Below are 13026 nucleotides of genomic sequence, written 5' to 3' on the forward strand. Positions count from 1 at the left end.
AGCACATTGCCAGCCAGAGACTCCTGGCTGGCAATGTGTGATGCGGATTCATCCAAGCCGCAACTTCTATCCACGCGTTGATGATCAGAAAAGCTGGCGCTACTTTTCCTTGCCCATGACGATGTCCGGCAGGATGGTCACGATGTCAGGGAACACGGTGATCAGCAGAATGCACACCACGAGGCAGAAGAAGAACGGGATGGCCGCTAGCGCGATGGTGGTGCTGTCCTTGCCGGTCATGTTCTGCAATACGAACAGGTTGAAGCCTACCGGGGGCGTGACCTCCGCGATCTCGACCAGCAGCACGATGAAAATGCCGAACCAGATCAGATCGAAACCTGCCTGCTGGATCATCGGCAGCACAACGGCACTGGTCAGCACGATCATGCTGATGCCATCAAGCGCGGTGCCCAGCACCAGATACACCACCACAAGCACACTGATCAGCGCGAATGGCGACAAGTGCATCCCGTTCACCCACTCGGCCAGCTCGCGCGGGATGCCGGTGAACGCCATGGTCTTGGTGAGAAACGCTGCCCCTGCCAAAATGAACATGATCATGCAACTGGTGCGGGTGGTACCCATCAGACCTTCCCAGAAGTTCTCCCAGGTCAGCGAACGGCTCCACAGCGCCAGCCCCAGCGATCCGAACACGCCGTAGGCCGCGCATTCCGTGGCCGTGGCGTAGCCGGTGACCAGCACGACGATGATGAACACGATCAGCACAGCGACCGGAATCAGATTGCCAGATTTGCGCACCTTCTGCATGAAGCTCGACGGTGGATCCCCTGCAGGCACCTTGCTCGGATTGCGCAGGCTCCACCAGCCGATGTAGCCCGAGAACAGCAGCATCAACAAAATGCCCGGCAGGAACCCGGCCAGAAAGATGCGGATGATCGATGCGTCAGCAGCCACGGCGTAGACCACCATGGTGATCGACGGCGGAATCAGAATGCCCAGCGTGCCGGCCGTGGCCAGCGAGCCCAGCGCCAGCTTTTCATCGTAGCCACGGCGGATCAACTCGGGCAAGGCGACCTTGCTGATCGTCGCGCAGGTCGCGGCGGACGAGCCCGACACCGAACCAAAGATGCCGCAGCCGAGAATCGTCGTGTGCATCAGGCGGCCGGGAATGCGGTTGAGCCATGGGCTCAGGCCCTCGAACATTTCCTCGCTGAGCTTGGTTCTGAACAGGATTTCCCCCATCCAGATGAACAGCGGCAAAGCCGCCAGCTCCCAGCTTGCATTGCTTTCCCAGAAGGCCGAAAACAGATTCTTGCCCGGCTGCGTGCTGGTGAAAAAGGCCTGACCAACCCAGCCACAGATGGCCAGCGTCATGGCAATCCAGACCCCGCCACTGAGCAGCAGCATCATCAGAAGCAGCAGGATGCCGCCAATCATCAGAATATCCATGGATTTCTTCCTTGATCAATGCTGTAGTTAGATGTCAGAGGAGAAATCGCCACGCGCATGCCGCTCTTCCACCACGCGCACAAAGGTCGGAACTCCGCCCCTGAGCACGATGATCAGTTCATCCACCACGGCCACCAGCAGCAGCACCGAGCCCACCGCGAAGCTCAGTTGCGGAATCCACATCGGCAGCGGCAGCAGACCCTGCGCGACATCGTTGAACTCCCAACTCTCGTAGGTGAACAGGCACGCCGACCATGCCAGATAGGCCGCAGAAACACTGCCAATCGCGAGGGAGATGATTTCCAGCGCGCGGCGCTGCGCGGGCTTGACCTTCTCAAGCAACAAGGTCACGCGCACGAAGTCGCCGTTCTTGAAGGCATAGGCCATGGCCAGAAAAGCCGCGGCGGCGCACAGCCAGGCCACGACGTCGTTGATCGCGCCAGTGCGCACCCCGAACTCGCGCATGATGCTCTGGGCAATCATCAGCACGCAGATCAGGGCGATGCAACTGGCTCCCAAAACGCCTGCAGCAAGGTACAGGCGATCAAGAAAGCGGCGCAGCATGATGGGCTTGTCAGTTGCTTATTTGGCGGCTGGTGCACTCTTGCGATAAGCGCCGACGATGGCCTCACCATCCGCGCCCGACTTCTTCAGCCAATCGGAGAGCATCACATCGCCCACCTGGCGCATGTCCTGCGACAGCTTGGGCGAAGGCTTGTGGATCTTCATGCCCTTTTCTTCGAGGCCCTTCATGTAGAACGCCGTCTTTTCCTGGCTCAACGCCCAGCCGCGTTTTTCGGCCGTGGCGGCGGCAGCCACCAAGGCATCCTGCGTTGGCTTGTCGAGCGCGTCGAACGCCTTCTTGTTCACGATGACCGCGTTCTTGGGCAGCCAAGCCTGCAGGTCGTAGAAGTTCTTGATGCTTTCGTAGATCTTGCTGTCGTAGCCGGTGGAGCTCGACGTCATCATCGCCTCGACCACGCCGGTCGCCATGGCCTGCGAGAGTTCAGCAGCCTGAATCGTCACCGGCTGCGCGCCCACCAGTTCGGCGATCTTGGCAGTGGCCGGGCTGTAGGCGCGCCATTTGATGCCCTTCAGATCGGCCACGGATGCAAGTTCCTTTTTGGAATAGATGCCCTGAGAAGGCCATGGAACGGAGTACATCAGCTTCATGTTCTGCGCAGCAAGCATCTTGTCGAGCACAGGGCGCTGCGCGTCGAGCAGGCGCTTCGCATCCGCATAAGACGTGGCGAGGAAAGGAATGCCGTCTGCACCGTAAATGGGATTCTCGTTCTCGAAATTGGCCAGTAAGACCTCGCCAATTGGCGCTTGACCGCCCTGCACCGCGCGCTTGATTTCGTTGGCCTTGAACAGCGCCGCATTGGCGTGCACTGTGATCTTGAGCTTGCCACCGGTCGCCTGATCCACATCGGCCGCGAACTTGGTCAGATTTTCCGTATGGAAATTGGATGCGGGATACGCCGCTGCCAGATCCCATTTGGTTTGCGCCTGCGCCACCGCGCAGGACATGGAAAACAACGCAACCGCCGAAAGTGTGAAAAGTCCGCGCTTCATGGAAAACTCCCAATAAATGTGATGCCGAAAACCCTGCCTGCCAGTCACCCCAAACCCACTTGCACCCACCCACTCGACACCGCCGCCCGAAGCGGAACTCCACTCACGCGAATGGTGCATGCAAAGGCACATTAACCCGAAAACCACGCCGATGGCTCGCCACTGCGGCCTGAGCGTCGAAGGAATGTACCTATCGTTACTTACGGGCCGATACTAGGCATTTCCCTGAATCGTTTAAAAATTGCATGCATTTTGTTGATAATTTGCACCAATTTCAAAAAACGGAAATCGAGAGCTTCACACCACGTCGAAGTCGTGGCAGAGGCGCGCTACCCAAACGCGCCTCGTTCAGACAACGGGCACGATCAGGAGCACTGCATGTCAAGCAATAACCGTACCGTCATCGCCTCGCCAGCCCCTCCGGTGTCAGAGACCAGTGCGGAGATGAGTGAGCTGGAATTTGGACTGATCGTTGCCAGCAATGCGTTTCATCGCTGGATCACACACGGCATGTCGGCTGCGGGCCTGAAGGATCTGATGCCGTTGGACGTCATCGTTCTGCACCAGGTATCGCACCGCGCGCGCAACAAACGGCTGAGCGACATTTGCTTTCTGATGAACGTGGAAGACACGCACCTCGTGAGCTATTCACTCAAGAAGTTGCAAAATCTGGGCGTGGTGCAGGCCCACAAGAACGGCAAGGAAGTGACCTACTGCACCACCGATTCGGGACTCGAGTACGTCAGGCGCTACCGCGAAATCCGTGAAACTTGCCTCATCGGAAGTCACCTCTCCGACCAGAAGCACAACGCCGAACTCGCGGAACTCGTCAAGACGTTGAGAATGCTGTCGGGCACCTATGATCAGGCAGCGCGTTCGGCGGCATCACTCTAGGAACCCTCTGCACGAATCGATCACCAAGCAGCTTGTGTGGAGCGGTATGGGATACAAGGCGAAAGCCGCAGCCATAGCCGCAGCCATAGCCGCAGCTATCGCGAGGATTTTCCACACCGTAGACCGCCCGAGTCCACGCAAGCATGCGCCGATCTGATTCGTGCAGAGGATCTCTGACGCTCGACTCCTCACTGCATCCACCGCGCACGACGTGTCGGCGGCAGCATGATTTCTTCCTGCTCAACCACGGACTGCAGTCCGGGAGCGATATCGAACAGCACGTAAAACGGCTGCTCCGGTCGCTTGAAGGTCAGGGTGGAACGCGCGTCGAGCCTTCCCTCCAGCAGGGTCTCGCCGCTGAGCGCAATCACATCCATGCGTGCGCCGGGCATTTCATCGCCGTCGTTGTTGGCACCACGACAACGCACCGTCTGTGCATCAAGCAGCACGCAGCGGGCCACCGGCTCGTGCGCGACGGCATGGAGCGACGCGCTTGCAATGCCGATGATCAGCAGGCAGCGCAGGGTTCGGTGAACGTCAGGGTTGCGCATTGGAAGTCGTCCTTTGTTGTTCGAACCAAGCCACCGCAGCGGGCGAAACCTGGTCCATGCGCCAGAAGGTCTGATGCACGCTGCCGTCCTTGCCAGTCACGGTCAGCCAAAGTTCGCTGTCGGCGCGCAAGGTGCTTGGCAATGGAATTTCGGCTCTGCGCTCCCAGCGTTGCCCCATGAAGCCCATGCCCGTCGCGCGCGGGCTGCGCGGCTTGTTAACCTTGAGCGTCGCCAGTCGGATGTGTTGATCGCATTCATCGCAGAAGCGCAGTCGGAACTCCTTCATCGGAATATCCATGTCTACAAGTTCAGGCGGATTGCGGTCGGATTCCACGAGTGTGAAGGGCCACGGACCAGCTTGTCCCTTGAGGGCATAGCTGCGCTCGAGCGCCGGTATCTGAACGCGAGAAATTCCGGCGGCGAACACGATGATGGTGGCGAGCAACAACAGCGCGGAAATGGCCCTTGCTCTGCGTCTCATAGGCGAAGATGAGGGCACCTCTCCCGCCCCGCTATTCGACTTGACATTGCGCTGCGGCTTGTCGCGAGCGGGCGGTTGCCACGGCCAGCGCGGGAAGGTGAACACCCACGCGAGCGCCGCGATGCTGAGCCAGCCTAGCCACAACGCGATGCCGACGCCAACGTCGAGCGCACCGATGGCAAAGGCCAGCGAGAGCCCCAGCACCAGCCATCCCGCCATGCGAGCAAAACGTCGCCAGCGCCGCGCGGGCATGCGGCCCAGCAGATGCTCACCATGCCGCTCCGTCGCAAAAGCCAACGACAGAAACGCCAGCAGGCCCAAAGCGAGCACGAGCAGATGCGCGCCGGTCAACGCGTCGGGCGTCATGTCTTGCCTCCCGCGTGGATGGCCCACGCCATCGCCGTGAGCACGGCCGTCGTCACGGCCATGCCCAGCCATGCGCGCGTGGCACTGCGCGTGGTGAACACCCAGATCACCGCAACGGCATAGACGGCAAAGCCGAGCATGCTGGCCCAGAGCAGCGCCTGCGCCCGTGTGGCCGGCCACAGCTGCGCCATGAGCACCGTGGCGGCGCAAGCGAGCGCATAGCCGCCGAGTGCTGCGGCAGCCACCCGCGAAGCGACCGCAAGGCGATAGCTGGTCGGCAGGGTTTTTTCCTGACTCATGCAGCCCCCTTCGCCGTTGTGGAATGCGGTTGAGGGGTTTTCTGCGAGGCGGGGAGCAGACGCCGTTGCACCTTCACCGCCATCAGCGCGAAGAGCGCGGCCAGTCCCAGCTGCGTGAGGTCGAACCCGGCAAACACCCAGTCGCCGGCGGCAAGGCTATTGGCCAAATGGCGGCCGGTGGTGAGCGCGTTGATCACCGGCACCAGCGCGAACGCGAGACAACTTCCCCACAGCAGCTCCACCCAGGCGCGCGCAAGCGGCCGCGCCATCGCATAGAACAGGGTGCCCATCCACGCGGCGAACACCGCATGAAACTCCCATGCCGAGCGATCCGCGATCTCCAGCGGCAGCAGCCTGTTGGCCCAGAAATACGCCGCCAGCGCCAGCGGCAGACCGGCGATGGTGGCCACATTCAATATCTCCACCAAACGCACGCCGAAGTGCTCGTCTGCTTCCCGTCCGCTTGCCAGATGGTGTCTTCGGCGCTTGACGGTCCAGAGCACCAGCCCCGTGCCGATCATGGCGCAGCCGAGCAGTCCTGCGACGAAGTACAACCAGCGCCCCCAGATGCCCGCGAACAGGCCCTCGTGCAGGTTCAGCATCACGCTCTGCGTGAGCCGCGCGTCGCCGCCGGGGTTGGGCTCCGCTGGCAGCGGTGCGCCGGTGTCGGCATCAAAACGCAGCTTGGCGGGATTCCAGAAATCCAGTTGTCCGCCCTGCGCATGGGTGATGACGATTTCCGCGACCTCGCCGTCACCCACATGCCGCTCGACGACAACGGACGCGATGCGGTCCGGCCCCCACCGCTTCTCGGCCTGATCCACGAGCGCGGCGATGTCCGCCTTCGGGCGTGCGAATGGCGCGTGGGCATGGCGATCGAGCAGTTCGTCGTAGAAGGCCTTGTTGGCCGCCTGATTGCTGCCGTATTGCACGTCGCGCCCGGCGGGCATGTAGGTGAAGAGAAAGAACACCAGACCGCTGTAGGTGATCATGAGAAAGAACGGCAGCGCCATCACGCTGACGGCGTTGTGCGCGTCGAGCCAACTGCGCTGCCCCTTGCCGGGGCGGAAGGTGAAGAAGTCCTTGAAGATCCGCTTGTGCGCGACCACGCCGCTGAGCATGGCCAGCAGCATCAGCATGGTGCAGTTGCCAACCAGCCGGATCGCCCAGTCATAAGGCAGGTAGTGCAGCATGTAGTGCATGCGGTAGAGGCCGAACCCGCCCGCCGTGGCGCGGGGCTGCACCTCACCAGCCAGCAGCGCGCCAGTCCGCGGATCGAGGCGTTCGCTGCCGCTGACGCCGCGCTCGTGGCCGGGCTTGGGCGCTTCTTCCCAGCGGATCGAGAACTCCTGCCAGCCGCGCGGCGACAACGATTCATGCGGCAGCGTGATGCGCCAACTGTTGGCCGCAGGCGCGAGTTGCTCGAGGCGATCCAGCGCCCGGCCCAGCACCTGCGCTCTGTCCGCCTCGGGAATCGCCACGCGCTGCACCTGCGGCCGCTCGGGCTGCATCCAGCGCGTGATGTCGTACTGGAAATAGCCCGGCGTGCCGGTCGCAAAGACGAAGAACAGGACCCAGCCGACCACCAGCCCCGTCCAGGTGTGCAGCCAGGCCATGCACTGGCGAAAGCCTTCCTTCATCGCCGCCACTCCCCGGCTTGCTGGTCAGCCGTGATTCGTTGCGGATGTGAAAGCGGGAGATCAGAAGTCATACCGCATGCCCACGTTCACGCTGCGCGGTGCGCCCCAGGTGTAAAACAGGCCCGCAGCACTGAAATTGGTGAGTCCCGAAAGGTACTTCTTGTCGAAGGCGTTGTTCACGTTCAGGCTGAACGAGAGATGCGAGTCAACCTGGTAGCGCGCCATCAGATCGACCAGCGCGTAGGCGTCCTGAGACAGCGTGGCCGCGCTGTTGTTCACCGAGGTCTTGGTCTGCCAGCGCGTGGATGCGCCCACGGTCAGGCCGCGCATGTCGCCGTCGAAACGGTAGGTCGTGCCGAGCTTGAACTGGTGCTTGGGGTACTTGCTCGCATTGTTGAGCGAGCTGTCCTGCTGCACCAGACTGCCCTGCGCCTGCCAGCCGCGCGCGAGCTCGCCCGACAGTTCCAGCTCCCAACCGCGCCGCGTGGCTGACGAGACCGACCGATAGGCGGTGTCGCCACCGGGCGTGAGCCCGCCGCTTTCCTCCGCCGTGTTCTTGGTCTTCATCCAGAAGTGGGCGATGCTGGCGTTCAGGCGCTTGTCGAAGAACTCAGCCTTGGCTCCGATCTCGTAGGTGTTGCCCTCTTCTGGCTTGAGCGTGGTGCCGCGTTCGTCCTGCGCGGTCTGTGGCTGGAAGATGTTGGCGTAGCTCCCATACAGCGATACGTTCGGATGGACCTCGTAGACCAGCCCGGCATACGGCGTGACCACGCCGTTTTCCTTCATGTCGTAGTTCCACCAGTAGGGCGTGATGTCGCGCTCTTCAAAGCGGGTGACGCGCAGCCCGGCGATCACCTGCAGCGGATCCGCCACGCGAAAGCGCCCGGCCGCGTAGGCATAGCGCTGCTTCTGGCTGAAGCTGTTGTCGCCATAGTTCAGCTTGCTGTAGTCGGGCATGGGCAGCGCGGCGCCGCCCTGGGCCATGCTCACGCCGAGCTGGTCCAGCGGCACCAGATTGAGCGAATTGAGCGGCAGCTGCACATTGCTGTAGAAGCGCGAGATGCCCGCCCCCGCAAGCAGCTCATGCGATCGGCCAAGCAGATCAAACGAGCCCTTGACGTCCAGATTCACGGTCCAGTTGTCGGTCTCCATGTTGCGCCAGCGGCCAAAGCTCGCGCGGTCCTGATCGTAGTAGTAGCCCGCGATCATGTCGTCCATGGTCACACGCTGGTGCGAAAACTTGAGCGCCGCCGTCCAGTCATCGGCAAGGCGCTGCTCCAGACTGCCGAACAGGTTCAGCCCCTTCTGCTCGTAGCCGCCCCAGGGCGCACCGGTGTTGAACGAGCGCGGCATCCACGCCACGTCACCGCCTGCGCGCGTATAGCGCTGGATGGGCTGCGTCGTGCCTATGCCCTTGGCGTCGCGCTCGCGGTAGGTCAGGCCGACATTGAGCAGCGTGTCGGGCGTGAGGTCGGCCTCCAGCGTGCCGAACAGCATCTTGCTGCTGGACTTTTCATAGTCGCGAAAGCCACCCGAATCCATGGCCGAGGCCACCAGTCGGCCACGCACCGAACCCGATTCGTTGAGCGGTCCGCCCACATCGGCCTGCGCGCGGTAGGTGTCCCAACTGCCCGCGTTGGCGCGCACGTTGGCCTGAAAATCACGTGTCGGGCGCTTGCGGATCATGTTGACGGTAGCGCCATAGTTGCCCTTGCCGACCACCAGACCCGACGATCCCTTGAGCACCTCCACGCGGTCGATTTCTGACATGTCGTCGAGCGAGAACATGGTGCTGGTGAGGTAATACCAGCCGCTTGTGACCTGTGCCATGCCATCGGTCTGCAGATTCACACTGGTGCCGCGCGCTTGAAAATCCGAGGCGTTGTTCTGACGGTAGACCGCAATACCGGGCGTCTGCTCCATCACATCGGTCAGCGTCTCGAGCTTGAAATCATCCATGCGTTGGCGCGTCATCACCGAGACCGACTGCGGCGTCTCGCGCAGCGAGAGATTCAGTCCTGTGGCCGTGCGACTCGGGCCCTTCTGCGTGTAGCTGCCCGAGCCTTCCGATGCCGTGCCCGCATCCGCCTTGGCGGTGACGGTGACCGTCGCGAGTGCTGCGGCGCCTGCGGGGGCCGGCGGGCTCACCTGCGCATCCGCTCTGCGCGCACGCAGCCCGTAGCTGCCATCGGCTTGAACGAATGCTTCCAGTCCCGTGTTGGCAAGCAGCGCCGACAGCCCTGCCGATACGCTGTAGCTGCCCTCGAGCCCCGCCGTGTTCTTGCCCTCAGCCATGCTGCCGTTGCCCACAAGGAAGATGCCGGCTTCTGCCGAAAACCGCGTGAGCGCATGGCTCAGCGGGCCCGCAGGAATGTCATAACTGCGAGCAGCCTGCGCTGCCGTTGTCGTCTGAGCGAGCACAAGCGGTGCATGGGTCACCGCTCCGATGCTGCTAGCGACAAGCAACAACGGGATCGCCAGCTTACGGGTTGAGTGGTTCTTGCTGCGCAGCTTGTTGTTGATTGCGCGCTTGGCTCTGCGTACGGACATGGACGGCTTGCTCCGACTTGGAAAGGGTTTGCGATGAAGCGAAATCCCCCATCGCCAGCCAACCGGGCGCCCTGGCGTGATTGAGCGCAGGATGGCTTGGCGATGAGGTCTTCTCATGGAGTAAAACCATCGAGACGCCCAAACCCGGAACCAGAAATCGAAAAAAAGATGAAATATTTTTTGAACGACGCGGAATCAACGCTGCGCCTCGATGCTGGTCCACCACGGCAGCGGCTGCGCGATGCGCACCGGCAGCGCGGATGCAAGCATCTGCAGAGCACGATCCGTGTCGTGCGCCGGAAAGCTGCCGTAAACAACCAAGTCGGCCACGGAATCCGCCACGCCCAGATGGCCCTTGCGGTAGCGGCCCAACTCCTGCACGAATTGCCAGAGCGGCAGGTTGTTGGCCACGAGCGAGCCCTGCGTCCACACCTGGCGCGCCATGTCGGCCGCGTCGGTCTGCGCGATATCATGCATCGTGAATGAGGTCTGCTGGCCCGCATCGACGATCAACGCCTGGTCCGTCGACGCCGTACGAATCTCCACCGCACCGTCGTATACGGCCAGCTGCGTGGTCGATTCGCTCAACTGCACATTGAATCGAGTGCCCAATGCGCGCATGCGGCCCTGGCGGGACTGCACCAGCAGTGGACGCGTGTCCTTCGCCGTTTCGACAAATACTTCGCCAGACACCAACACGATGCGACGCTCCAGCGCACTGAACCGGACATCGATGGCGCTCGCGGTGTTGAGCCACAGGTGCGTGCCATCGTCCAGCGTCATCCGCCGCTGCTCGCCTGTCGCGGTGCGCACATCGGCAGCCAGCGCCATCATCCCGTCCGGCAACCACGCTTGACGCCAACACAGCGCGCCGATCACGCCGCCACTCGCCAGCAATGCCGCACTCGCGAGTACCCGGCGGCGAGCGCGCAGACGGTCATCCACCGCGTGGAGTTGATGGGCAACCTCGTACGGATGTGGCAGTGTGCGCACCGGTTCGAAGGCGCGGCTGATGTCTTCCACATACTGCCAGGCCTGCACGTGCGAATCGGCCGCCGACATCCAGGTCTGCCACGCGGCCCGCTGGCGTGCATTTGCTTTGCCATCACGCAGACACGCATACCAATGCGCCGCCTGTTCCAGATCCGCATGCGATGGCGCGGACGACACATCGGTGATCGCGCCCTGCCTCAACCTCATGCCAGCGCATCCTGACGCAGCTCGGCGGCCGTCTGGCGAGCACTCAGGGAAAGACAGGCGAGCATGGCCTGTGCCACATACTTGCGCACCATGCGCCCCGAAATGCCAAGCTCAGCCCCCACGTCGTCGTCCGTCATGTCGCACACCACCGCCAGCGTGAATGCCCGCGCTGCCTTGGGCGAGAGCGACTGCAGCATGCGCCCGATCTCGTCCAGCGCCTGCAACACCATGGCCTGGCGTTCGGCCGACGGGTAGCTGGCCTGCGGCGTCGCGGCCAGTATGTCGAGCCAGACACGTTCTATCTCTTGACGATGCCAAAGATTGATGCACAGGTTCTGCGCCGTGGTTCGCAAATAGGCGCGCGCCTCACCCGCACTGCCGAAGCTCCTATTCGTTTTGCCGGTGAGCAGACGCACAAACGTGTCATGCGCCAGATCGGCCGCCTCGGCAGCCGACCCCAGACGGCGGCGAAGCCAGCCCATCAACCAATTGTGGTGATCGACGTAAAGCGCAGCGATTTCGGCGTGCGACGAGCTGGGTGCTGTAGACATGACAGGTGCGCCAACGGCCTCAATGGCAGTTGTAAATTTTAATGAGAATCAGTATTATTATATTAATATTGCAGTGAATAGCCAAAATAGTGGCGACAGCTCTCCCCGAAACTGGAAAACCGACGCTTGGCATTCGGCGCGGAACTGTGTGAAGAAATCTCAGGAGAGGACGAGAGGACACATGCAGCGACCAAGGCAAACGCGCCTGATCGGGACGGCTCGCACTTGCACGTCTTTGACGACTGACGCAAACGCGGCTGACAACAAAAAACCCTCTTGAATCATTGATTCAAGAGGGTTTTGTATCTGGTGGGCGATACATGGATCGAACATGTGACCCCTGCCGTGTGAAGGCAGTGCTCTACCGCTGAGCTAATCGCCCGTCGTCTTGCGACAAGATCTCTATTATTACATGGAAAATCAATCGACCGGAGAAGTTTGCCAGATTGTTTTCCCGCCGCTGGATTTGTCGATCTGCTTGAGCACGTCGAGGTGCGCGGCAATCTCGTCGTCGTTGGCAGCGATGACCTGCAACGTCAGAGTGCTGAGGTCGATGGCGGCCACGCGCACGGTGCTGGAGTTCTTGTCCTTCGATTCATCATCCGCAATCAACAAGGCCTCCTGGCCTCGGGTCATGTTGATGTAGACGTCGGCCAGCAGCTCGGCGTCAAGCAAGGCACCATGCAGCGTACGGCCCGAATTGTCGACCTCGAGGCGGTCGCACAGCGCATCCAGCGAGTTGCGCTTGCCGGGGAACATCTCCTTGGCCATGGCCAAGGTGTCGATCACGCTCTCGACGTAAGTCTTGACCGGCTTCTTGCCGCAGAGCTGGAATTCCTTGTTCAGGAATCCGATGTCGAACGCCGCGTTGTGGATGATGAGTTCCGCGCCCTGCAGGTACTCGACGATCTCATCGGCAAGCTCAGGAAACTTGGGCTTGTCCTTGAGGAATTCGTTGCTGATGCCGTGCACCCGAAGCGCGTCTTCGTGGCTGTCGCGTTCAGGGTTGAAGTAGATGTGCAGATTCTTGCCCGTGAGCTTTCGGTTCACGAGTTCCACGCAGCCCAACTCGATGATGCGGTCGCCCGTTTCAGCGGAAAGGCCCGTGGTTTCAGTATCCAGCACGATCTGACGTGACATCAGTGGTTCTCCTTGGCGTGGTTGATGGAGTACTTCGGAATCTCCACCGTGACGTCTTCCTTGGCCAGAATGGCCTGGCACGACAGACGCGATTGTGGCTCAAGTCCCCAGGCGCGATCGAGCAGGTCCTCTTCCTCTTCCTCAGCTTCATTGAGCGAGTTGAGGCCCTGACGCACGATGACGTGGCAGGTCGTGCAGGCGCAGCTCATGTCGCAAGCATGCTCGATATTGATCTTGTTGTCGAGCAGCGCTTCGCAGATCGACGTGCCAGAGGGAGCGGTGATTTCAGCGCCTTGCGGGCAGTACTCGGGATGCGGGAGAATTTTGATGACGGGCATGTGGGTTCGCTTTGTGTTCGTTCTCAGACCG

General features: G+C 61.6%; 13 protein-coding genes and 1 tRNA gene. 1 reads left to right on the forward strand and 13 read right to left on the reverse strand.

Features of this window, described 5'->3' with window-relative positions; all coding sequences use genetic code 11:
- Positions 1–99: 99 nt before the first annotated feature.
- The 3 genes from G7047_RS11960 to G7047_RS11970 are packed head-to-tail and all read right to left on the reverse strand — an operon-like array spanning position 100 to position 2985.
- Positions 100–1410, reverse strand: coding sequence for a TRAP transporter large permease (locus G7047_RS11960; protein ID WP_205904772.1), 1311 nt, complete (start codon positions 1408–1410; stop codon positions 100–102).
- Positions 1411–1437: 27 nt separating this feature from the next.
- Complete coding sequence (locus G7047_RS11965; RefSeq protein ID WP_166305422.1) at positions 1438–1974, reverse strand: TRAP transporter small permease; 537 nt, start codon at positions 1972–1974, stop codon at positions 1438–1440.
- Between the two features lie 18 nt (positions 1975–1992).
- Entirely contained in the window at positions 1993–2985 is a 993-nt protein-coding gene (locus G7047_RS11970) for a TRAP transporter substrate-binding protein (protein WP_166305425.1), read from the reverse strand.
- A gap of 378 nt (positions 2986–3363) precedes the next feature.
- Between G7047_RS11970 and G7047_RS11975 the strand changes: the two genes are divergently transcribed.
- The gene (locus tag G7047_RS11975; protein ID WP_166305428.1) at positions 3364–3879 is read left to right on the forward strand and encodes a winged helix DNA-binding protein; all 516 of its coding nucleotides are present in this window, start codon (positions 3364–3366) and stop codon (positions 3877–3879) included.
- A 188-nt stretch (positions 3880–4067) separates the two neighbouring features.
- On the opposite strand, the gene G7047_RS11980 is transcribed toward G7047_RS11975, so the two are convergent.
- The 10 genes from G7047_RS11980 to fdx form a co-directional block, all read right to left on the reverse strand.
- Positions 4068–4430, reverse strand: coding sequence for a hypothetical protein (locus G7047_RS11980; protein WP_205904773.1), 363 nt, complete (start codon positions 4428–4430; stop codon positions 4068–4070).
- Positions 4417–5277 (reverse strand): DUF3325 family protein, encoded by an 861-nt coding sequence (locus G7047_RS11985; protein WP_166305431.1) that lies wholly within the window; start codon positions 5275–5277, stop codon positions 4417–4419. The genes G7047_RS11980 and G7047_RS11985 overlap by 14 nt, the downstream gene beginning before the upstream one ends.
- Positions 5274–5576 (reverse strand): DUF3649 domain-containing protein, encoded by a 303-nt coding sequence (locus tag G7047_RS11990; RefSeq protein WP_166305434.1) that lies wholly within the window; start codon positions 5574–5576, stop codon positions 5274–5276. The genes G7047_RS11985 and G7047_RS11990 overlap by 4 nt, the downstream gene beginning before the upstream one ends.
- Entirely contained in the window at positions 5573–7216 is a 1644-nt protein-coding gene (locus tag G7047_RS11995; RefSeq protein ID WP_166305437.1) for a PepSY domain-containing protein, read from the reverse strand. The genes G7047_RS11990 and G7047_RS11995 overlap by 4 nt, the downstream gene beginning before the upstream one ends.
- A gap of 60 nt (positions 7217–7276) precedes the next feature.
- A complete protein-coding gene (locus G7047_RS12000; protein WP_166305440.1) occupies positions 7277–9766 on the reverse strand; it encodes a TonB-dependent siderophore receptor in 2490 nt (829 codons plus the stop codon).
- A 195-nt stretch (positions 9767–9961) separates the two neighbouring features.
- Entirely contained in the window at positions 9962–10966 is a 1005-nt protein-coding gene (locus G7047_RS12005; protein ID WP_166305443.1) for a FecR domain-containing protein, read from the reverse strand.
- On the reverse strand, positions 10963–11517 hold the full coding sequence (locus G7047_RS12010) for a sigma-70 family RNA polymerase sigma factor (RefSeq protein WP_166305446.1): 555 nt from the start codon (positions 11515–11517) through the stop codon (positions 10963–10965). The genes G7047_RS12005 and G7047_RS12010 overlap by 4 nt, the downstream gene beginning before the upstream one ends.
- A gap of 307 nt (positions 11518–11824) precedes the next feature.
- A tRNA-Val gene (locus G7047_RS12015) sits at positions 11825–11899 on the reverse strand.
- Positions 11900–11937: 38 nt separating this feature from the next.
- On the reverse strand, positions 11938–12657 hold the full coding sequence (gene dnaQ / locus G7047_RS12020) for a DNA polymerase III subunit epsilon (RefSeq protein ID WP_166305449.1): 720 nt from the start codon (positions 12655–12657) through the stop codon (positions 11938–11940).
- On the reverse strand, positions 12657–12995 hold the full coding sequence (gene fdx, locus G7047_RS12025; protein ID WP_166305452.1) for an ISC system 2Fe-2S type ferredoxin: 339 nt from the start codon (positions 12993–12995) through the stop codon (positions 12657–12659). The genes dnaQ and fdx overlap by 1 nt, the downstream gene beginning before the upstream one ends.
- Positions 12996–13026 lie beyond the last annotated feature (31 nt).

This window comes from Diaphorobacter sp. HDW4A (assembly GCF_011305995.1).
Classification (GTDB): Bacteria; Pseudomonadota; Gammaproteobacteria; order Burkholderiales; family Burkholderiaceae_C; genus Diaphorobacter_A.